The organism is Chromobacterium sinusclupearum, from assembly GCF_002902845.1.
Classification (GTDB): Bacteria; Pseudomonadota; Gammaproteobacteria; order Burkholderiales; family Chromobacteriaceae; genus Chromobacterium; species Chromobacterium sinusclupearum.
In genome coordinates, this window is sequence record NZ_PPTF01000004.1 from 1 (window position 1) to 22,351 (window position 22,351).

At 58.9% G+C, this 22,351-nt stretch carries 16 protein-coding genes; 12 read left to right on the forward strand and 4 right to left on the reverse strand.

Translation table 11 applies throughout. From position 1 onward, the window contains the following. Positions 1-89 precede the first annotated feature (89 nt). Positions 90-1,853: an AMP-dependent synthetase/ligase gene (locus C2134_RS00830; protein WP_103316730.1), complete on the reverse strand. Its 1,764-nt coding sequence runs from the start codon at positions 1,851-1,853 to the stop codon at positions 90-92. Between the two features lie 232 nt (positions 1,854-2,085). Here C2134_RS00830 and C2134_RS00835 point away from each other — a divergent pair, with 232 nt between their 5' ends. Together C2134_RS00835 and C2134_RS00840 are read left to right on the forward strand one after the other, a co-directional pair. Beyond that, entirely contained in the window at positions 2,086-3,231 is a 1,146-nt protein-coding gene (locus tag C2134_RS00835) for a trans-sulfuration enzyme family protein (protein ID WP_103316732.1), read from the forward strand. 37 nt (positions 3,232-3,268) lie between these two features. Further along, entirely contained in the window at positions 3,269-4,324 is a 1,056-nt protein-coding gene (locus tag C2134_RS00840; RefSeq protein ID WP_103316734.1) for an NAD(P)H-dependent flavin oxidoreductase, read from the forward strand. Positions 4,325-4,330: 6 nt separating this feature from the next. Here the strand turns inward: C2134_RS00840 and C2134_RS00845 are convergent, their stop codons facing one another. Further along, positions 4,331-5,266 carry an isoaspartyl peptidase/L-asparaginase family protein gene (locus C2134_RS00845; RefSeq protein WP_103316735.1) on the reverse strand — a complete coding sequence of 312 codons (936 nt, stop codon included), beginning with the start codon at positions 5,264-5,266 and terminating at the stop codon, positions 4,331-4,333. Between the two features lie 67 nt (positions 5,267-5,333). Between C2134_RS00845 and C2134_RS00850 the strand changes: the two genes are divergently transcribed. The 4 genes from C2134_RS00850 to C2134_RS00865 all read left to right on the forward strand — a co-directional run bounded on the left by C2134_RS00850 (position 5,334) and on the right by C2134_RS00865 (position 8,425). Continuing rightward, a complete protein-coding gene (locus C2134_RS00850; protein WP_103316737.1) occupies positions 5,334-5,735 on the forward strand; it encodes an NUDIX domain-containing protein in 402 nt (133 codons plus the stop codon). A gap of 35 nt (positions 5,736-5,770) precedes the next feature. Next, a complete protein-coding gene (locus C2134_RS00855) occupies positions 5,771-6,562 on the forward strand; it encodes a ferredoxin--NADP reductase (RefSeq protein WP_103316738.1) in 792 nt (263 codons plus the stop codon). Positions 6,563-6,636: 74 nt separating this feature from the next. Further along, positions 6,637-7,266, forward strand: coding sequence for a LysE family translocator (locus C2134_RS00860; protein WP_103316740.1), 630 nt, complete (start codon positions 6,637-6,639; stop codon positions 7,264-7,266). Between the two features lie 235 nt (positions 7,267-7,501). Beyond that, positions 7,502-8,425: a GGDEF domain-containing protein gene (locus C2134_RS00865; protein ID WP_199154159.1), complete on the forward strand. Its 924-nt coding sequence runs from the start codon at positions 7,502-7,504 to the stop codon at positions 8,423-8,425. A 72-nt stretch (positions 8,426-8,497) separates the two neighbouring features. Here the strand turns inward: C2134_RS00865 and C2134_RS00870 are convergent, their stop codons facing one another. Together C2134_RS00870 and C2134_RS00875 are read right to left on the reverse strand one after the other, a co-directional pair. Further along, on the reverse strand, positions 8,498-10,756 hold the full coding sequence (locus tag C2134_RS00870) for an arginine/lysine/ornithine decarboxylase (protein WP_103316742.1): 2,259 nt from the start codon (positions 10,754-10,756) through the stop codon (positions 8,498-8,500). Between the two features lie 380 nt (positions 10,757-11,136). Next, positions 11,137-12,651 (reverse strand): phospholipase D-like domain-containing protein, encoded by a 1,515-nt coding sequence (locus C2134_RS00875; protein WP_103316744.1) that lies wholly within the window; start codon positions 12,649-12,651, stop codon positions 11,137-11,139. 283 nt (positions 12,652-12,934) lie between these two features. On the opposite strand from C2134_RS00875, the gene gltB reads away from it, so the two are divergent. The 6 genes from gltB to C2134_RS00905 all read left to right on the forward strand — a co-directional run bounded on the left by gltB (position 12,935) and on the right by C2134_RS00905 (position 22,346). Then, positions 12,935-17,383, forward strand: coding sequence for a glutamate synthase large subunit (gene gltB / locus C2134_RS00880; protein ID WP_103316746.1), 4,449 nt, complete (start codon positions 12,935-12,937; stop codon positions 17,381-17,383). A gap of 61 nt (positions 17,384-17,444) precedes the next feature. After that, positions 17,445-18,836 (forward strand): glutamate synthase subunit beta, encoded by a 1,392-nt coding sequence (locus C2134_RS00885; protein WP_103316748.1) that lies wholly within the window; start codon positions 17,445-17,447, stop codon positions 18,834-18,836. Positions 18,837-18,867: 31 nt separating this feature from the next. Beyond that, on the forward strand, positions 18,868-19,266 hold the full coding sequence (locus C2134_RS00890) for a sugar 3,4-ketoisomerase (RefSeq protein WP_103316750.1): 399 nt from the start codon (positions 18,868-18,870) through the stop codon (positions 19,264-19,266). Continuing rightward, complete coding sequence (locus C2134_RS00895) at positions 19,263-19,715, forward strand: acyltransferase (RefSeq protein ID WP_103316752.1); 453 nt, start codon at positions 19,263-19,265, stop codon at positions 19,713-19,715. The genes C2134_RS00890 and C2134_RS00895 overlap by 4 nt, the downstream gene beginning before the upstream one ends. Continuing rightward, positions 19,715-20,815: a DegT/DnrJ/EryC1/StrS family aminotransferase gene (locus C2134_RS00900; RefSeq protein ID WP_103316755.1), complete on the forward strand. Its 1,101-nt coding sequence runs from the start codon at positions 19,715-19,717 to the stop codon at positions 20,813-20,815. Before C2134_RS00895 ends, C2134_RS00900 begins: the two co-directional genes overlap by 1 nt. 265 nt (positions 20,816-21,080) lie before the next feature. After that, on the forward strand, positions 21,081-22,346 hold the full coding sequence (locus tag C2134_RS00905) for an O-antigen translocase (RefSeq protein ID WP_103316757.1): 1,266 nt from the start codon (positions 21,081-21,083) through the stop codon (positions 22,344-22,346). Positions 22,347-22,351 lie beyond the last annotated feature (5 nt).

Sequence of the window (22,351 nt, forward strand, 5' to 3'; positions counted from 1 at the left end):
GAGAGTCCGGATAGATTAGAGCAAGCCTACCTTGTCAGTATGAATCAGTGTTCTGGAGTTGCAAAACTCGGGCTGACCATAGATTTGCTTTAGGCCGGTTCCGGCATGCCGTACATGCCGTCTATCATGGCGCGGCAACGTTCGGCGATGACTTTGCGCCGCAGTTTCAGGGTCGGTGCCAGTTCGCCGGCATCCACGCACCAGGGCTTGTCCAGCAGCGAGAACTTCTTGATGTGCTCCCAGCTGCCAAAGCAGCGGTTGAAGCGCTTGATCTCGCGGTCGATCAGCTCCACCACCTTGGGATGGCGGCTCATCTCGCTGTCGTTGGTGTAGGCGATGCCGTGCTCGGCGCACCATTCCTTCAACTTCTCGTACAAGGGCACGATCAGCGCGGCGGCGTACTTCTGGCCGTCGCCTACCACCATGATCTGGTCGATGAAAGCCGATTCCTTCAGTTTGTTCTCCAGCGCCTGCGGGGCAATGTACTTGCCGTTGCTGGTCTTGAACATTTCCTTCTTGCGGTCTGTGATGCGCAGGTAGCCGTTTTCCAGCACGCCGATGTCGCCGGTGTGCAGCCAGCCGTCGCGCAGCGCCTCGGCGGTCTGCTCCGGTTCCTTGTAGTAGCCGGTCATCACATTGTCGCCGCGCACCAGGATTTCGCCGTCATCGGCCAGGCGCACTTCGACGCCGGGCAAAGGCAGGCCGACGCTGCCAATGCGCACGCCCTTGGCGGTGAACGGATTGGCGGAAATCACCGGCGAGCTTTCGGTCATGCCGTAGCCTTCGGCCACCGCGATGCCGGCCGCCCAGAACATCCGCGCCAGGCGCGGCTGCAGCGCGGCGGAGCCGACGTTGATGGAGATCAGTTCGCCGCCCATCGCGGCACGCCATTTGCTGTAGACCAGTCTGTCGGCCAGCGCATGCTGGAGGGCTTGCAGCGGGGACAGGCGGCGATTCGGCTCGAAAGCCTCGGCGCGCGCCAGCGCCCATTGATAGATGCGGCGCTTGGCGCCGGTCAGATCGCGCGCCTTGCCCACCAGCTTTTCATGCACTTTCTCCAGCACGCGCGGCACGGCGCTGAAGGTGTGCGGCTTGACGTCGGCCAGCGCCGACGACAGGCATTCCACGCTGGCGAAATAGATGCCGGTGCCGCTGTACAGGTAATAGAACACGCCGGCGCGTTCGAAGATGTGCGACAGCGGCAGGAAGCTCAGGGCGCGGCAGCGGCCCTGCGGCAGGCCGGTGAAAGCGGCGGTGGCCACCACGGTGCTCAGCACGTTGCGGTGGGTCAGCATGACGCCTTTGGAGCGGCCGGTGGTGCCGGAGGTGTAAATGATGGTGTAGACGTCGTCGGCGCGCACGGCGTCGCGCAGGGCATCCAGTTCCGCCATCCGCTCCGGGCGCGCCAATTCGGCGATCTCGCGCCACGACGGCACGCCATCGATGTCCGCCAGGCCGTAGATCGGGCAGGACAGCTTGCCCAGCGCCTCGTACAGTTTTCGTTGCAATGCAGCACTGCCGGCGAAGGCCAGCTTGACCTCTGCATGCGTCAGGATATAGCGTGCATCATCCAGGGTGATGGTGGGATACAGCGGGACGCTGACGGCGCCGATCTGTTGCAGCGCGATATCCGTCAGCACCCATTCGATGCTGTTGTCGGCTGCGATCGCCACCTTGTCGCCGCGGCCTATGCCCAGTTCCAGCAAGCCCAGGCTGACGCGGTTGACGGAGTCCCGTACTTCGCTGGTCGACAGCTGCCGCCACGTCTTGCCGGCTTTGGCCGCCAGGCAGTCGGTGCGCGGGTAGTTCCCGAGCTGGTGGGACAGTATGTCAAAAACGCGTTCTAGCTTCATGCAAACGATAGTTTTGATGCGAAACGGTGCAAAATAGTCCTAAAGCGTGTCGATGTAAAGTAAAAATCCGCGCCGAGTTGGTGTAGATCAGCTCAAGTTGCCGATATTTGCTCGCAATTGCGTTGAAATTGCGGACTGAGGATGCAATGGGCATGGCAAATGCATGATTTGCCGTAGGTTTCGGTGGGATTGTTGGACGATCCATGCAAGTTAATGATTTTGAGGAGTTTTTGTGAAATTTTCCACGCGCGCCATCCATGTCGGTTACGACAATGCCGGACATAACCGTTCGGTAATGCCGCCGCTGTACCAGACTTCCGTGTTCGCCTACGACCACGTCGGCGAGGCGATGCCCTACGTTTATGCCCGTAGCGGGAATCCGACTCGCAGCGCGCTGGAGGATTGCCTGGCCAGCCTGGAGGAGGCTCGTTATGGCCTGGCTTTTTCCAGCGGCATGGCGGCGATAGACGCGGTGCTGCGCGCCTGCCTCAAGCCCGGCGACGAAGTCGTCGCGCTGGCGGACCTGTATGGCGGCGCTTATCGCTTGCTGACGCAGGTGATGGAGCCGGCCGGCATCAAAGTGCGTTTCGTCGATCTGTCCAATCCCCATCAGCTGGAATCCGCCATCACGCCGGCTACCCGGCTGCTGTGGCTGGAGTCGCCTACCAATCCGCTGTTGGGCCTGGTCGATATCACGGCATTGTCGGCCATAGCTCATCGTCATAGTGTAAAAGTGGCGGTGGATAATACGTTTGCCACGCCGTATCTGCAGCGGCCGTTGGCGCTGGGCGCCGATATTGTGGTCCACTCCGCCACCAAGTATCTGGGCGGCCATTCCGACGTGCTGCTGGGTTTGGTGGCGGTCAGCGACGACAAGCTTTATCAGGATATCCGCTTTGTGCAGAACGCAGCCGGCGCCGTGCCGGGGCCGCAGGATTGCTTCCTGACGCTGCGCGGCATCAAAACGCTGGCCTTGCGCATGGACAGGCATTGCGACAACGCCGAGCGGGTGGCGGATTTCCTGAGCCGCCACGCCGCGGTGGCCAAGGTGTTTTACCCGGGCTTGCCGGCGCATCCGGACCATGAGCTGGCCAAGCGGCAGATGAAGCGTTACGGCGGCATCATCAGCATCAAGCTGCGCGACGACAGCCGGGAAGCGGCGAACCGTTTCGCGCAGCGCCTGCAACTGTTCGCGTTGGCGGAATCGCTGGGCGGGGTGGAGTCGCTGGTCAATCACAGCTACACCATGTCGCACGGCAGCATGCCGGCGCAACGCAAGGCGGAGTTGGGCATCGTAGAAGGCGGCTTGCGCTTGTCCATCGGCATCGAGGACATCGAAGACATTCTGGCGGATCTGGAGCAGGCGCTGCGCGAGTGAGCGCGCGCTGGCTGCGGTTGCCTTTAAGGAGAACAGCATGCCACCAGTCTTGTGGCAACGATTGCAGCTGAAATTGCCGGTGATACAGGCGCCGATGGCCGGCGGCGCGACGACGCCGCAGCTGGTGTCCGCGGTCTGCGAGGCCGGCGGCTTGGGCTTTTTGGCCGGGGCGATGTTGTCTCCGGAACAGATCGGGCAGGAGGCGGCGCGCATCCGCGCGCGCACGTCGCAGCCGTTCGGCATCAATCTGTTCATACAGGACGATCCTGCTCCGAGCGCGGAGACGCTGGAGCCGGCGCTGAACCTGTTGCGGCCCTGGCATGCCGAGCTGGGCCTGGCCGAGCCGACTGCGCCTGAGCGCTTCTGCCAGCCGTTCGAGGCGCAATGGTTGGCGCTGCTGGAGGCGCGCCCGGCTGTGGCCAGCTTTACGTTCGGCATCATGACGTCGGAGCAGGTGCGCGCGCTGAGGGCCGAAAACATCCTGGTGATCGGCACCGCGACCAATCTGGCCGAGGGCCTGGCCTGGGCGGAGGCGGGCGCCGACGCGGTATGCGCCCAGGGACGCGAGGCCGGCGGCCATCGCGGCACTTTCATCGGCGAGCAGCAGCAGTCGCTGCGGCCCATGCTGTCCTTGGTGTACGAGCTGGCGCAGAATCTGCCGCTGCCGGTCATCGCCGCCGGCGGCATCATGAACGGGCGGGAGATCGCCGCGGCGATGCGGCACGGCGCGCAGGCCTGCCAGTTGGGCACCGCCTTTCTGCGTTGCCCAGAGTCCGGCATCTCGGCCCCCTGGAAGCAGGCTCTGGCGCAGGCCAAGGCCGGCGATACCTGCTTGACCCGCGCCTTTTCCGGCCGCTATGCGCGCGGCCTGTCCAACCGTTACATCGAGGCCATGGCGCGTTGTCAGGAACAACTGCCGGCCTATCCCGTCATGAATGCCCTGACCGGCCCCATGCGCGCCGCCGCGGCCCAGGCCAGCCGCAGCGACTTGATGTCGCTATGGGCCGGGGAGGGCGTGGCCGAGGCGCGGGAATTGCCGGTAGCCGAACTGATGGCGCAGCTGCAGGCGGAGTGGCAGGCGGCTTATCGCTAACCAGCCCTAGTCCTCGTCGTTATAGATGGCGATCAGCCGCTGGCCTTCGCCGTCGATCGCCGCGCGGTACATGCCTTCGCAATTGAAGGGCAGGGCTACCCGGCCCCAGCGGTCCACCGCCACCACGCCGCCGCTGCCGCCCATCTTCAGCAATTGTCCGTGCACGACGGCATCGCAGGCGCTTGCCAGCGTTTCGTCGAGGTAGCGGATGCGGGCGGAGATCTCGTGGCCGACCGCCGCGCGGACAAAGTATTCGCCATGGCCGGTGCCGGACACTGCGCAATGGCTGTCGGCCCAGGTGCCGGCGCCGATCACCGGGGTGTCGCCGATGCGGCCCGGCCATTTGGCGGTGCGCCCGCCGGTGGAGGTGGCTGCAGCCAGCCGTCCTTGTTCATCCAAAGCCACGGCACCGACTGTGCCGTGCTTGCGGTCTTCCGGGATGTCGTCGTCGCCGCCGCCCTGCGCCAGCCTTTCCTTTTCCAGCTGCAGGGCTTGCCAGCGCTTCTCGGTATGGAAGTAGGCCGGCGGTTGCATGGGCTGGCCGATGCGGCGGGCGAAATCCTCGGCCGCCGCAAAACCCAGCGTCACGTGCGGCGTGCGCTCCATCACCGCGCGGGCCAGCAGCACCGGATTCTGCACCTGGGAGAGTCCGGTGACGCTGCCGGCATCCTGGCTGCCGCCATCCATCACCGCGGCTTCCATTTCCTGCTTGCCGTCCAGCGTGAAAACCGAGCCGCAGCCGGCGTTGAATAGCGGATCGTCTTCCAGCGCGCAGACGCAGGCGCATACCGCGTCCAGCGCGCTGCCGCCGGCCAGCAGCACCGCATGGCCGGCATCCAGCGCGCGTTCCAAGCCTTTCCGGTAAGCCTTTTCCAGCTCGGCGCTCATGTCTTGGCGGCGCAGCGTGCCGGCGCCGCCATGCAGGGCCAGGGCGATGGTCATGGGTCAGTCCTTTTCGTGATGAACGGATCACTGAATAGAATGAGGCTTTTTGGCGGAGAGAACCAGCATGCTTAACGATGTTGCTAGCAGTGCACTGATCCTGTTGCACGATGGACAAGACTATTGGTGGCAGCGCCGCGCCTTCGATGATGACAGCTATCCATCCTGCCTCGATTTTGCCGCAGGTGGCAGCATTGAATCTGGAGAGACTCCGCGGGCGGCGGCTTTGCGAGAGCTGGAAGAGGAACTCGGCATCAGTGGTCTGGCGCTTGAGGCCTTGGGCACAGCACAACTCGATGGAGAGTGCTGCGTGCTGTTCCGCGGCGCCTTGCCGGCATGCTGGCGCCTGGGGAGTGAGGTGGCGGAGTTGCTGCCGATGTCGCTGGAAGCCTTGCGCGCCTTGCCTCCCGCGCAACGGCATCCGCAGTTGAATGCCTGGCTTGGCAAGGATGGCGGCTCGGGTTCATAATTGTTGAGTAAATTACTCAACAATAGGATTTCGTGATGAATGCCGCCCTGGAAGCCGAGATTCAACAAAAGTACACCACCGAAACCATCACTGAAATGCGGCGTTGGACCGACAAGCTGATCAGCTTCCGGCTGACGCGTCCTGAGGCGTTTCGCTTCAGCGCCGGCCAGTTTGCCCGGCTGGGGCTGCCGCTGGAGGGCGGCGGCCAGGTGTGGCGCGCCTATTCCATGTGTTCGGCCGAATACGACGAGTTTCTGGATTTTTACTCCATCGTGGTGCCGGATGGGCAATTTAGCTCGCGCTTGGCCATGCTGCAGCCGGGCGATCAGGTGATGCTGGACAAGCGGGCGATGGGGTTCTTCCAGGTGGACAGGCTGCCGGGTGGGCAAGATCTATGGTTGTTGGCCACCGGCACGGGCATCGCGCCCTACTTGTCCATTTTGCAGCAGCCGGAGGTCTGGGGGCGTTTCGAGCGCATCGTGCTGGCGCACTGCGTGCGCGAGGCGGCGGAGCTGTCGTTCCAGCAGGAAATCGCCGCGCTGCGATCCCATCCGCTGTGGCAGGAACATGGCCATAAATTGCAGTATCTGCCAGTGGTGACGCGCGCCGCGCCGGCCGGCATGCTGAATCAGCGCATCCCGGCCTTGCTGGAGAGCGGCGAGCTGGCGGCGCGCGCCGGACTGACGATGGCGCCCGAGCATAGCCGCTTCATGCTGTGCGGCAACCCCAAGATGGTGGAAGACACGCATCGCCAACTGATGAAGATGGGCTACCGCATGACGCGGCAGAACGCGCCGGGCCATATCGTGCTGGAGAATGGCTGGTAGCCGTCATGCTGACGGTATGGCGTTTGCGGCGAGGGTGTTACGATGCAGGCTTGCTTAATTGACGGTGATGACCGATGCCTGCCTTGTCTACCTTGCTGCTGTTCTCCCTGGCCTGCCTTGCGTTGGCGGCCACGCCCGGTCCCGACATGTTGCTGATTGCCAGCCGCAGCGCCAGCCAGGGGCTGCGCGCCGGTTTCGCCACGTTGTTCGGCATCCAGGTCGGGACTTACTGCCATGCGCTGCTGGCGGCGCTGGGGCTGGCTCAATTGTTCGTGCTGGTGCCGATGGCTTATGACGCGGTGCGCATCGCAGGGGCCGTCTATCTGCTGTATCTGGCTTGGACCACTTTGAAGAGCGACGGCGTGCTGCGTTCGCCGTCGGCCTCATCGGCAGGCCAGTCTATGCGCCGCATCGCGCTGCAGGGGCTGACCACCAATCTGCTCAATCCCAAGATGGCCTTGTTTGTGCTGGCGCTGTTTCCGCAGTTCATCGAGCCGCAAGCCGGGCCGGTAGCGCTGCAGATCATGCTGCTGGCTACGCTGCTGAATGTGGTGGCTTTTTGCGTCAATGCGCTGGTGATCGTGGCCAGCAGCCGCATGGGCAAGGCCTTGTCCGGCGGGGGCGTCGGGCGTTGGCCGCAGTATCTGCTGGCTACCGTGTTCGGCGGTTTGGCTGTGCGTTTGCTGGCGGCTTCGCGGCAATAAGAACCTGTTTACGCTCTGCTGCGCGTCGGCGATACCGCGTTGAAAAAGTCTTCGGAATGCTCATGTACCATCTGTACATTCCGCTTCCTCAGCCGTTTTCGTCTTGTCTCGTTCTAGCTCGCGAGATCGTAAACAGGTTCTAAGCGCCCGCCGGCGTTTCGGCTATGGTTAGGGCAGGGTCTGCTTCCGGCGAGGACAGGCTTGCTGTCCCGCAAACTTTCAGGAGCGGTAAACCATGGCCGATGTCGGTGGCGATATGGAGATTGCCAGTCGTTTGCTGTCCTTGGAGCAGGACAGCGAGCTGTTGATCGCGCTGTTCAATCCGCACGACGTGCTGTGCTATGCCAACGCGGCGTTCTGCGGCACCTTTGGCGTTGAGGCGGACGAGCGGATCAGTTGGGAGCAATTGATGCGTCGCGGCCATGAGCGTGGGCATGGCAGCTGTATCCGAACCGACGACATCGATGCCTGGATCGCTTCCGCCCGCTCGCGGCGCGGCAAGCAGCCGTTCCGGACTTTTGAGGCCGATTTGACCGACGGCCGCTGGATCTGGGTGACGGAAACGCTGCAGGCCGACGGCTGGCTGCTCTGCGTCTGCTCAGATATTTCCAGCTTGCGGGCGGACGAGCGCGAGCTGCGGATCGCGCGCGATGCGGCGCAACGGGCGGCGTTGACGGACCCGCTGACGGGCATCAGCAATCGCGCCCACATCATGGGCCAGCTGGAGCGGCTGTTGCGCCAGCCACGGGCGGCGGAGTCTCCCGCTTGCGTGGTGGGAATACTGGACCTCGATCATTTCAAACGGATCAACGACCGTTACGGCCACTTGGCAGGCGACACGGTGCTGCGCGATTTTGTGCGGCGGGTGCAGCCCATGCTTGAGCCCAAGGACGGCTTGGGACGGCTTGGCGGCGAGGAATTCCTGCTGTTGATGCCCGACCGGGCATTGCGCGAGGCGGAACTGATGGTGACGGCGATCTTGGCTGCGGTGGCGGAATCGCGGCCGCTGGCGGAGCCGGCTGATTTTGCCTACACCTGCTCCGCCGGTCTGACCCTGTTGCGCGCCGGTGATGATACCGCGCAGGCCCTGGGGCGGGCGGATGATGCCTTGTATCGGGCCAAGGAGGCCGGGCGCAACCGGCTGGCGACCAAGCTATAGCGTTTTGCACTGGGCTAAGGCTTGGGAAATGGAAAAGGCGGGAGCAGTGCTCCCGCCTTTGTCATGACCGCGTTACTGTTTGACGCAATCCACGCAGTAGACCTTGCGGTCCTGCACCTCTACCGCCACCAGGCCGTGGACATCGGTTTCGAAGCCAGGCAGTTCGCGGTTGAAGGCCTGGGCAAAGCGCAGGTAGTCGACGATGGTCTTGTTGAAGCGTTCGCCCGGGATCAGCAGCGGGATGCCCGGCGGGTACGGGGTCAGCAGCACCGCGGTGACGCGGCCTTCCAGCTGGTCCACCGGCACGCGCTCGATCTCGCGGTGCGCCATCATGGCGAAGGCGTCGGCCGGGCGCATCGCCGGTTCCATGTCGGACAGGTAGATGTCGGTGGTCAGGCGCGCCACGTCGTGCTTGCTGTACAGGCTGTGGATGCGCTGGCACAGCTCGCGCAGGCCCACTCGCTCGTACTGCGGGTATTTGGCGACGAATTCCGGCATCACGCGCCACATCGGCTGGTTCTTGTCGAAATCGTCCTTGAACTGCTGCAGCAGCGAGATCAGCGTGTTCCAGCGGCCCTTGGTGATGCCGATGGTGAACATGATGAAGAAGCTGTACAGCCCGGTTTTTTCCACCACCACGCCGTGCTCGGTCAGGTACTTGGTGACGATGGCCGCCGGAATGCCCATTTCCTCGAAGCTGCCGTCCACGTCCAGGCCCGGCGTCAGCACGGTGGCCTTGATCGGGTCCAGCATGTTGAAGCCTTCTTCGATGCCGGCGAAGCCGTGCCAGCGCTCGTCCGGGCGCAGCGTCCAGTCGGTCTGGTCGCAGATGCCGTCGTCGGACAGGTCGTCCGGGCCCCACACGCTGAACCACCAGTCGCGGCCGTATTCCTCGTCCACCTTGCGCATGGCGCGGCGAAATTCCATCGCCTCCACCAACGATTCTTCCACCAGCGACTGGCCGCCCGGCTGCTCCATCATGGCCGCCGCCACGTCGCAGCTGGCGATGATCGAGTATTGCGGGCTGGTCGAGGTGTGCATCAGGTAAGCCTCGTTGAACCATGCGGTGTCGAGCTGGCGGTTCTGCGGGTCTTGCACCAGGATTTGCGAGGCTTGGCTGATGCCGGCCAGCAGCTTGTGGGTGGACTGGGTGGAGAACACCAGGCTGTCTTCGCAGCGCGGACGGCCCTCGCCGATGGCGTGGAAATCGCGGTAGAAGTCGTGGAAGCTGGCGTGCGGCAGCCAGGCTTCATCGAAGTGCAGCGTATCCACTTCGCCGTCCAGCAGGCCTTTGATCTCTTCGACGTTGTACAGGATGCCGTCGTAGGTTGACTGGGTCAGGGTCAGGATGCGCGGCTTGCGGTTGGGGTGCTTCTCCAGCGCTTCGCGGGCGAACGGGTTGGCCAGGATCTTCTTCTTGATGGTGTCCGGCTGGAATTCAGATTTCGGAATCGGGCCGATGATGCCGTAGTGGTTGCGCGTCGGCATCAGGAACACCGGGATGGCGCCGGTCATGATGATGGCGTGAAGGTTGGACTTGTGGCAGTTGCGGTCCACCAGCACGATGTCGCCGGCGGCGACGCAGCTGTGCCAGACGATCTTGTTCGAGGTCGAGGTGCCGTTGGTGACGAAGAACAGGTGGTCGGCATTGAAGATGCGGGCGGCGTTGCGTTCGGACGCCGCCACCGGGCCAGTGTGGTCCAGCAGCTGGCCCAGCTCGTCCACCGCGTTGCACACGTCGGCGCGCAGCATGTTTTCGCCGAAGAACTGGTGGAACATCTGGCCTACCGGGCTCTTCAGGAAGGCTACGCCGCCGGAGTGGCCGGGGCAGTGCCAGGAATAGGAGCCGTCGTAGGCGTAGTCCACCAGCGCGCGGAAGAACGGCGGCGCCAGATTATCCAGATAGCTCTTGGCCTCGCGGATGATGTGGCGGGCGACGAACTCCGGCGTGTCCTCGTGCATGTGGATGAAGCCATGCAGCTCGCGCAGGATGTCGTTGGGAATGTGGCGTGCGGTGCGGGTCTCGCCGTACAGGTACACCGGAATGTCCGGGTTGCGGCGGCGGATCTCGGCGACGAAGCCGTACAGATTGCCCAGCGCCTGCTGCGCCGAATCCTCGGTCTGGAATTCCTCGTCGTCTATCGACAGGATGAAGCCGGCGGCGCGGCTCTGCTGCTGGGCGAAGGAAGTCAGATCGCCGTAGCTGGTGTAGCCGATCACGCTCATGCCTTCCGCCTCCATGGCGGCGGCCAGTTCGCGGATGCCGGAACCGCTGGTGTTTTCCGAGCGGAAATCCTCGTCGATGATCACGATGGGGAAGTGAAAACGCATACCTGAGTCCTTGTTGCTGTTAACTCGGACATGACGGCGGGGCCGGAAGATCACCGGCGGCGGCGCCATGTCGCTCGGTGCGCGTGGGGCGCAGATCTGTACGCACGGGCAGAAGAACGAGTCTTCGCCGCCGCCCTGGAGGCTGGCCTTGAGGCGCGAATAAAACGGGTCGCTTTGCGCCGCGGTCCGTACCTGGCGACCCATGGTCGTTTCACGTCAGCCGGCCTGGAGAACATCCCAAGAAAGCGCGAATTGTAGACCTTTTGTCTGGCATGTTGTGGTGCGATGCGGCACGCGCGGCAAAAAAAACGCGATGCGCGCCAGGCCTAGGTTTGGCATGGTTGGCGCAGTGTGGCGCGGAGGCGGCTAAGCGTATGTTTTTATTGAATGTCAGGCGGCGGCGTTTCGTCTTGCCGCACGTCTGGCAATGCCTGGCGCAACTGTTGTTTTTTTCTCCGTTTGGCCCGGTACAGGCTGACGGAGCGGGCGACGATGGACAGGCCGGCGCTGGCCAGCAGCAGGGTCAGCGGCGCGGCCACCAGCCAGGGGAAATAGCCCACGGCCAGGGCCAGCAGGCACAGTGCGACGCCTATGCTGAGAAAGGCCGGCGCTTCGCTGCTTTCCACGCTGCGGCTGCCGTGCACTACGGCGCCCAGCATGTCTCCCAGGCGGGCGGCCTGGCGCGCGGCGGCGCTGGCGCCGCTCAGCGCCATTTCCTTGGGCGAGCCGCGGCGGCGTTTTTCCCGCCGCACCGGCGTCGGCACCGGGCGGTTGCGTTGCTGCTTCAGCACGATCTCGGTGGCGTGTTCCAGATCCTGCAGGAAGCGTTCGGCCAGTTGCGCGGCCAGGGTGGCGTCTTCCAGCGCGATGTCCAGCTCGCGGTTGACCAGCCAGCTGGACAGATTCAGGTTGGTGGAGCCGATGCGCGCCCAGCGGCCGTCGGCGACCGCCGTCTTGGCGTGGATCATCGGACCGTCCCATTCGAACACCCGCACGCCGGCTTCCAGCAGCGGCCGGTACTGAGTGCGCGAGACGGTGCCTATCCAGCGGATGTCGCTGGAGCGCGGCACCAGCAGCCGCACATCCACGCCATCCAGCGCCGCCTGTTTGAGCGCGGACAGATACAGGCTGGTGGCCATGAAGTAGGCATCGGTCAGCCATAGCGTATGGCGGGCGAAACTGGCCACCAATAGATCCAGCCGCATCATGCGCGCGGTGGAGGGCGTGGTGGCGATCAGCCGCGCCGCCGTCTCGCCGCAAGGTTCGGTGTGGGCCGGTTGCAGCCAGCGCGCGTCCAGCGGCGCGCCGCAGCTGGCCCAGCTGTCGGCAAAGGCGGCCAAGGCCTGCGCCAGCAAGGGGCCGCGCAGCGCGAGTCCGGTGTCGCGCCACGGCGCCAGGCCCTTCTCCGGCTTGCCTTGCCAGCTGGCGCTGATGCACAGGCCGGCCACAAACAGCTCCTTCCGGTCGACGATGATCATCTTGCGATGGTTGCGGCCGAGCATGCTGAGTCCGCCGCCCAGGCTGGGCGGATGATAGGCGCGCACTTCGGCGCCGGCCTCGATCAAGGGTGTGAAAAAGCTGGATAGATGCGCCCGCCAACTGCCTAGCCAGTCATATAGCAGGCAAACTTGGATGCCAGATTTGGCTTTATCGATAAGGATATCGCGGATTTTCACGCCAAATTGGTCATTGGCGAAAATATACATTTCAATAAAGACAGAATCCTGGCTGGTTGCGAGGGCGTTTTCCCAGGCCGGGAAGTTCTGCGCGCTGTCGTACAGCAATTCCACCTGATTTCCTGCCGTCAGCGGCGCGCCAGCGGAACGCGACAAGGCCTGTTCCGCCAGCTGGCGGACTAATTGCAGGGTTTGCTGCGACTGATCGTCTCGGTTCATGATTATTTTGAATGTTGTCTGACAAAATACAAAATATCTCGCAAATTGCGGGTTTGTATCGATTTCACGCTGCGAAAACCTGTCGTTTTTTTGAAAATTTTTGTCTCAAAAAATCAAAAACAGCGCACGATTCAAGTAGCGGAATTACATATCAAAAACAAGACATTGTGCATCAACTGATTGAAATCAAATGATTGTTGCGCCGCGATAAGCCGGCTTGCGGCTGGCGCGATCTTGCCCGTAGAATCGAACACATCACTACAAAGTATAAATGGGCAGAGAAATGGACAGACAGCGCCGACTGCAGGGCACATTGTATAAACCGGAATTCGAACAGGACAGCTGCGGCTTTGGCCTGATCGCCCAGCTGGACGACAAGCCCAGCCATTGGCTGGTGGCGACCGCCATCTCCTCGCTGGCTAAACTGACGCACCGCGGCGCAGTGGCGGCGGATGGCAAGTCGGGCGATGGCTGCGGCCTGTTGTTCAAGAAACCGGACGGCTTTTTGCGCGAAGTGGCGGCGGAAGCCGGCATCGCGCTGAAGTCAGTGTACGCCGCCGGTCTGGTATTTCACCACTCTGATCGGGCGATAGGCGAGCGCAGCCTCGCGCGCCTGCGCGAGCATCTGGAGGCGCAGCAGCTGGAAGTGGCCGGTTTCCGTACCGTGCCGGTCGATACTGCGGCCTGCGGCGAAACCGCCTTGGCGTCCTTGCCCGCCATCTCCCAGGTGTTTGTGAACTGTCCGTTCGGCATGGACGAGCTGGCCTTCCAGCGCCGTCTGTACATGGGCCGTCGTCAGGCGGAAAAGGCTAATAAGGAAGATGATGCCTGTTTCTACCTGCCCACGCTGTCGCCGCACACCATCTCCTATAAAGGCTTGGTGACGCCCGAGAACCTGCCGCGCTTTTTCCTGGACCTGGCCGATCCGCGCTTCGAGTCCAGCCTGGCGGTATTCCACCAGCGCTTCTCCACCAATACCTGGCCGCAATGGAAGCTGGCCCAGCCTTTCCGCTTCCTCGCCCACAACGGTGAGATCAACACGGTGCAAGGCAACCGCAACTGGGCGCGCGCGCGCGAGCGCATCATGGCCTCGCCGCACCTCGATATGGATGCGGTGCGACCCATCGTGCAGACCGACGGTTCGGACTCGATGAGCCTGGACAATATGCTGGAAGGCCTGCTGATGGGCGGCATTCCCTTGTTCCGCGCGCTGCGCCTCTTGGTGCCGCCGGCCTGGCAGAACGTGGACAGCACCGACAAGGACCTGCGCGCCTTCTACGAATTCAATTCCATGCACATGGAGCCGTGGGACGGCCCGGCCGGCATTGTGCTGACCGACGGCCGCTACGCCGCCTGTATGCTGGACCGCAACGGCTTGCGTCCGGCGCGCTGGGTGCTGACGAAGGACAATATCCTGACCATCGCGTCGGAAGTCGGCGTCTGGGACTACCGCGCCCAGGACGTGGTGAGGAAGGGCCGCGTCAAACCGGGCCAGCTGTTCGGCGCGGACCTGATGAACGGCGAGCTGCTGATGCCGGAAGACATCGACGCCATGCTGAAAAGCGCCAAGCCGTATCGACAGTGGATCAAGGACAGCGCCAAGTATCTGGAGCTGTCGATCGAGGATGATGCCGGCGTGGAGCCGCTGTCCAAGGATGAACTGACGCGGCTGCAGAAGATGTTCAATCTCAGCCGCGAGGAGCGCGACCAGATCTTGCGCGTGCTGGCGGCCGATGGCCAGGAAGCCGTTGGCTCCATGGGCGACGACACGCCGATGGCGGTGCTGAGTCAAAAAGTGCGTTCGCCGTTTGATTACCTGCGCCAGCAGTTCGCTCAGGTGACCAACCCGCCTATTGACCCGATCCGCGAGGCGGTGGTGATGTCCTTGAACACCGTGTTCGGCCCCGAGCGCAATATGTTCGAGGAGAGCGCCGAACACGCCAAACGGCTGGAAGTCCGCAGCCCGGTGCTCAGCCACGAGAAGTTCACCCGCGTCACCACCCGGCCGGAGCCTTACCTGAAGGCGACCAACTTCGACCTGTGCTACGACCCGAGCGAAACCACGCTGCGCGAAGCGATTTCCTGTCTGACCCGGCATGTGGTGGAAGCAGTGCAAGAAGGCACGGTGGTGGTGGTGCTGTCCGATCGCCACGCCACCGGCCAACGCCTGCCCATCCACGCGCTGTTCGCCACTGGCGCGGTGCATCACGCGCTGATCGACGCCGGTCTGCGCTGCAAGACCAATATCGTGGTGGAGACCGCCACCGTGCGCGACGCGCACCAGATGGCCTGCGTGCTGGGTTACGGCGCCACGGCGGTGTACCCGTATCTGGCCTACCAGACCATCATCGATTTGGTGAACAACGGCGACGTGCCGCTGAAGGCCAACGAAGCGCTGCAGCATTACCGCAAGGGCATCAACAAGGGCCTGCTAAAAGTGCTGTCCAAGATGGGCATCTCCACCATCGCCTCGTATCGCGGCGCGCAGCTGTTCGAGGCGGTCGGCATCCATGAGGAAGTGGTGGATCTGTGTCTGAAGGGCACGGTGTCGCGGGTGTCCGGCGCCAATTTCGACGATTTCGAATCCGATCAGAAGCAGCTGGCCAAGCTGGCCTTCAATCCGATGCGGCCGATCAACCACGGCGGCCTGCTGAAGTATGTGCATGGCGAGGAGTACCACGCCTACAACCCGGACGTGGTGCAGCTGTTGCAAAAGGCGGTGCAGAACGGCGACTACGAGGTCTACCTGCAGTACGCTGAAACCGTTAATACCCGCCCGGTGGCAATGCTGCGCGACCTGATGCAGCTGAAGCTGGCCGGCGAGCCGATTCCGCTGGACGAGGTGGAGCCGGTGGAAGCCATCGTCAAGCGCTTCGACTCGGCCGGCATGTCGCTGGGCGCGCTGAGCCCGGAGGCGCACGAGGCGCTGGCCATCGCCATGAACCGGCTGGGCGGGCGCTCCAATTCCGGCGAGGGCGGCGAGGACCCGGCGCGTTACGGCACCGAGAAGATGTCCAAGATCAAGCAGGTGGCGTCCGGCCGCTTCGGCGTCACCCCGCACTACCTGGTCAACGCCGAAGTGCTGCAGATCAAGGTGGCGCAGGGCGCCAAGCCGGGCGAGGGCGGCCAGTTGCCCGGCGACAAGGTGTCTGGCTTGATCGCGCGCTTGCGCCACGCCAAGGAAGGCGTCAGCCTGATCTCGCCGCCGCCGCACCACGACATCTATTCCATTGAAGACCTGGCGCAGCTGATCTTCGATCTGAAGCAGGTGAACCCGTCCGCGCTGGTGTCGGTGAAGCTGGTGGCCGAGCCCGGCGTCGGCACCGTCGCCGCCGGCGTGGCCAAGGCCTATGCCGACCTGATCACCATCTCCGGCTACGACGGCGGCACCGGCGCCTCGCCGCTGACCTCGGTCAAATACGCCGGCTCGCCGTGGGAGCTGGGCCTATCCGAGGCGCAACAAGTGTTGCGTGCCAACGGCCTGCGCGGCCGGGTGCGGGTGCAGACCGACGGCGGCCTGAAAACCGGCCTCGACGTGGTCAAGGCTGCCATCCTCGGCGCGGAGAGCTTCGGCTTCGGCACCGGACCGATGGTGGCGCTGGGCTGCAAATACCTGCGCATCTGCCATTTGAACAACTGCGCCACCGGCGTGGCGACGCAGGAAATCAAGCTGCGTTCCAAGTACTTCACCGGCCTGCCGGACATGGTGGTCAACTACTTCCTGTTCATCGCCCGCGAAACCCGCGAGTGGATGGCCAAGCTCGGCGTGCGCTCCATGGAAGAGTTGATCGGCCGCATGGACCTGCTGCAAGTGCTGGAAGGCGAGAGCGAGCGCCAGGGGCGTCTTGATCTGTCCCCTTTGCTGTCGCTGGGCACTGTGCCGGATAGCGAGCCGCGTTACTGCATAGCTGACAGCAATCCGTCTTTCGACAAGGGCGAGCTGGCTGAGCAGATTCTGCAAGACGCCCTGCCGGCCATCCACAACAAGCAGATGCTGGAGCTGTCCTACCCGATCGAAAACACCCATCGCTCCATCGGCGCGCGCCTGTCCGGCGAGATCGCCCGCGTCCATGGCGCGGCCGGTTTGCCGTTTGGCTGCCTGAAGGTCAAGTTCACCGGCAGCGCCGGCCAGAGCTTCGGCGTGTGGAACGCGGCCGGCCTGCATCTGGAACTGGAAGGCGACGCCAACGACTACGTCGGCAAGGGCATGGCTGGCGGCCGGGTCACCATCTATCCGCCCAAGGACGCCGGCTACCCGGCGGGCGAGTCCATCATCATCGGCAATACCTGCCTGTACGGCGCGACCGGCGGCCAGCTGTTTGCCGCTGGCATCGCCGGCGAGCGCTTCGGCGTGCGCAACTCCGGCGCGCTGGCGGTGATCGAGGGTGCGGGCGACCACTGCTGCGAATACATGACTGGTGGCACCGTCATCGTGCTGGGCGAAACCGGCTACAACTTCGGCGCGGGCATGACCGGCGGCTTCGCCTTCGTCTACGACCCGCATGAGAAGTTCGCCTATCGCTACAACAACGAACTGATCGACATCCACCTGATCAACGGCGAGGCGATGGGCATGTACCGCGCCTATCTATTGGAAAAGATCGCCAAGCACGTTGAGCTGACCGGCTCCGAAACCGGCCGCGCCATGCTGCAGAACTTCGACGACTACGTCGATTATTTCTGGCTGGTGAAGCCCAAGGCCGCCAAGCTGGAAAGCCTGCTCAAAGATTAAGCGCCGACTCATATATTTAGGGCGGCGCGCCGCGTCGCCCTCCCTCGCGGGAGAGAACACAATGTCCGATGTATTCCAGTTCATGAAGCTGTCGCGCAACCCAGGCGACAAAGTTGAAGCCAGCGTTCGCAAAATCGAATTCAAGGAAATCTACCAGCCGCTCAACGCCGTGGACGCCGCCGATCAAGCCGGCCGCTGCCTGTCCTGCGGCAACCCGTATTGCGAATGGCAATGCCCGGTACACAACTACATCCCCGACTGGCTGAAGCTGGTGGAGGAGGGCCGCCTGTTCGAGGCGGCGGAGCTGTCGCATCAGACCAACAGCCTGCCCGAGATCTGCGGCCGGGTCTGCCCACAAGACCGGCTGTGCGAAGGCGCCTGTACCTTGAATCAGGGAGGCTTCGGCGCGGTATCCATCGGCAGCATTGAGAAGTACATTACCGACGAGGCCTTCAAGGCCGGCTGGCGGCCTGACATGTCCAAAGTAGTGTGGACCGACAAGACCGTAGGCGTGATCGGCGCAGGCCCTGCCGGCCTCGCATGTGCCGATGTGCTGGTGCGCAATGGCGTCAAAGCGGTGGTGTATGACCGTTACGAGGAAATCGGCGGCCTGCTCACCTTTGGTATCCCTGAGTTTAAGCTGGAGAAGAGCGTAATCAAACGCCGCCGCGAGATCTTGGAGGGTATGGGTGTTGAGTTTGTGTTGAATACTGAGATTGGCAAGGATGTTCCGATTGAAACTTTATTGGCCAAGCATGATGCCATTTTTATGGGGATGGGGGCCTACAAGGCCATGAAAGGCGGTTTCCCAGGTGAGAACAGCCCTGGAGTGCTTGAAGCTTTGCCCTATCTGGTTAACAATGTCCGCCAATCGTTGGGCACGCTTCCGGCAGGGGAAGCTCCTATCTCGATGAAGGGCAAACGTGTGTTGGTACTAGGTGGCGGGGATACTGCCATGGATTGTACCCGTACCGCACTACGACAAGGTGCCAAGCAAGTTACATGTGCCTACCGAAGAGCAGAAGCGCAGATGCCTGGTTCCAAGCGGGAGGTTCAGAATGCGCATGAGGAAGGGGTAGAATTTATTTGGCATAGGCAGCCTTTGTCGATCGAACCTATGCTGGGTGGGACATTGGCCGTTAGGTTGGCAGAAACAAGGCAGTCCTCTAAAAATTCGACAGGCCATCATTCATTAGAGGTGCTGGAAGATTCTGTCAGTTTAATAGAATGCGATTGCGTAGTTTTAGCCTTTGGATATCAAACAGAAACGGCTTCTTTTCTAGAGCAATTAAAGCATTGTCCGGATCAGTTAAGGTTAAAGAAGTACAAACATCAAACGCAGTTCGAAAAAATATTTGCCGGTGGCGATCAGGTTCGTGGCGCGAGCCTGGTTGTCAACGCTGTATTTGATGGTAGAAATGCAGCTGCCGAAATACTAGATTATGTTTTTTAAATTCTGTTACTAACGATAGTAAAAGTTAATTATGGATATCAAACTGGTACAGTTGCAAAAACATGGTGACGAAAGAGGTTCATTAGTCGCTTTAGAGGACCAGCGCAATGTGCCGTTTAGTATAAGGCGTGCATATTACCTTTTTGGTACAAAAGAAGATGTAAGACGAGGTTTTCATGCTCACAAAAAGCTGCAACAAATGGCTATCGTTGTCAGAGGACATTGTCGATTCCATTTGGATGATGGCAATGAGCAGCTTGAAGTACTCTTGGATAATCCAGCTCAAGGTTTAATGATTCCTCCCGGACTGTGGCACGAAATGTACGACTTTTCTTCGGACTGCGTGTTGTTGGTTCTGGCTGATGCACATTATGACGAAACTGATTATATTCGTAGTCACGAGGAATTTAAAGCTGGGCTTTCAAAATGATACATGAGTATAGTGATGTTCAGACAATTAACTTGGGAGATGGCACAAGAGTTTGGCAATATGTTGTGATATTGCCTGGTGCCAAAATAGGGAAAGATTGCAATATATGTTCACATTGTTTAGTTGAAAATGATGTGATTTTAGGCGATCGAGTTACAGTTAAAAGCGGTGTCCAGATATGGGATGGGATCACGATAGAAGATGATGTATTTATCGGCCCAAATGTTACTTTTGCAAATGATCCATTCCCCAGATCTAAAAAATATCCAGAAAAATTTTCAAAAACAATTATACGAGAAGGCGCTTCAATTGGTGCAAATGCTACAATTTTGCCTGGGATTAAAGTTGGTAGGAACTCAATGATTGGTGCTGGAAGTGTTGTAACAAAAGATGTCCCTGATTTCACTGTTGTGATCGGAAATCCTGCGCGAGTAATAAGGAAAATATAATGAGTGTCCCATTTTTAGATCTAAAATCTATCAATATGCAGTATCGCCAGGAATTGACTGCAACCTTTAATAAGGTATTGGAATCTGGTTGGTATATTTTAGGGAAAGAGGTAGCAGCTTTTGAGGAAGAGTTTTCTACTTTCTGTGGAGTTAAGAACACCGTAGGTGTGAGTAATGGTTTAGATGCGCTTCATCTTATTCTTAGAGGTTATGGGATTGGGCAAGGGGATGAAGTGATTGTTCCTTCTAATACCTACATCGCATCTTGGCTTGCTGTGACCTATGCTGGCGCAACGCCTGTTCCTGTCGAGCCTATTGAAGCGACTTATAATATCGATCCAACCAAGATTGAAGCGGCAATCACAAACCGTACTAAAGCAATAATGGTTGTGCATCTGTATGGCCAAGCTGTGGATATGGATCCTGTATTGGAAATAGCCCAAAAATATAACTTGAAGGTTATTGAGGATGCAGCACAGGCGCATGGAGCCACCTACAAAGGAAAAAAAGTAGGTTCATTAGGTGATGCAGCTGGTTTTAGCTTCTATCCAGGGAAAAATCTTGGGGCACTAGGGGATGCTGGCGCAGTTACAACCAAGGACCATGAGCTTGCTGAAAAAATTAGAGTGCTTTTAAATTACGGTTCTCGTATCAAATATCACAATGAGGAAAAAGGGTATAATTGCCGTTTAGATGAATTACAAGCTGCTTTTCTAAGAGTCAAGCTTAAATCACTAGATGCCGAAAATATCAAAAGAGCCGAAGTGGCGGAATCTTACCTTAAAGGTTTGGTCAATCTGCCAATAAAGCTCCCCGAAGTTGCCGCTAATGTTACTTCAGCTTGGCACCTATTTGTAATTGCAACAGAACGTCGAGATGAACTGCAGCAGTATTTGAAGGAGAAGGGGATAGGAACCATGATTCATTATCCAATCCCTCCGCATTTACAGCCTGCCTACCAGGATCTTGGATTTAAAATTAATGATTTCCCAGTGGCTGAAAAAATACATCAGCAAGTACTAAGTCTGCCAATGGGGCCGAGCCTTGAGCAGAGAGAAGTCGATCAAGTAGTCAACGCAATAAATAGTTTTTTTGCCTAAGTTGTAGGTAAAAGAGTGATGAGAGAATGACATGAAATTCTCTCATCGCTCTTTTTATCTGCATATTAGAAATCTAATAAGTGAATTTCTTATTTTAAAAAAGATAAGGAACAATTTTGTAGCCTTGCAGCCAATATTTAAGATATTCATATCCAGATCGTCCATTTAGATCAAATGGTTTTAAAATTCTGGCAATCATAATAATCTAATTCAACCACTGAATTTTCAGTAAGTCAGCATATTGTAATAGCTTTAGAGATTAAGAATGAAGATAGTAAAAAAATTTGTAAGCGTTACAATGCTTAGCGGGATGTTGACATTCCTTAGGATGCTGAGTGGATTCATTGTGAGTAAAGTTATTGCCGTATATGCAGGTCCGAGTGGCCTCGCATTACTAGGCCAGGCGCAAAATCTGGCAGCGGCATTTAACGGTATTGTTTCCGCCCCATTGGGTAATGCACTTATTAGATATACTGCGGAACATCATGAAAGAGGTTTTGAAACCTGCTCACCATGGTGGCGATCTAGTATTTATTGGTCGTGTGGACTATTTATACCGTTAAGCATTATTATTTTATTATTTTCAAATCAAATTTCAACGCTTGCATTTGGAAATAAACCGCTTACGTGGTTTATCATCTTTGGAATATTTATTGCACCTATTTCAGCGATAAATGTTCTCATCAGTTCTGTATTAAATGGTTTGCAACATTATAAGAAATTGATGATCAGTGGGGCAGTCTCAGTTCCCATTGCATTAATATGTACTATTTATTTAATAGTGAAATACGGTACAGATGGAGCATTATATTCGGTATTAGCAACTTCAATTATCACTAGCATTGTGATGATTGCCTCTGCATTTATATTCTCTTCAAAATGGTTGAGGTTAAAATATTGGTTTGGAGCAGTCAAGAGTAAAGAGATAAAAGCAGTTGGTGGTTATGTTTTAATGGCACTAACTAGCGCTATTTGTTTACCAGTATCGTTAATGATGGTGAGAAATATTTTGGTTGGCCATGTTGGCTGGAATATGGCAGGGCAGTGGCAAGCGGTCTACAAGATTTCGGAAATGTACTTGACCATAATAACAATGGCTCTCAGCACATTTTATTTTCCAAGACTATCTGCATTAAAAAATAAAGATGAAATTCGGCGAGAAGTTTTCTTAATTTTCAAGATAACAATGCCTATTGTCATTATATTGGCATCGCTCGTTTATTTCTGTAGAAATTTAATAATACAGATAGCTTTTAGTTATGAGTTTAAAGCAGCGAGTGACCTATTTTTTGTACAGTTAATCGGCGATGTATTAAAGATAGCTAGCTGGTTAATTGCATTTCCGATGCTGACTCGTGGCGCAGTGAAGTGGTTTGTCAGTAGTGAAATAATTTTCTCTGGACTGTTTGTTGTTCTTTCGCAATTGATGGTAAGTCAGTTTGGTGCTCAGGGAATTAATATGGCTTATGCAATAAATTATGCTTTGTATTTAATATTTGTCTATTCGAATTTGAGTAAATTTTCTGCATAATTTAG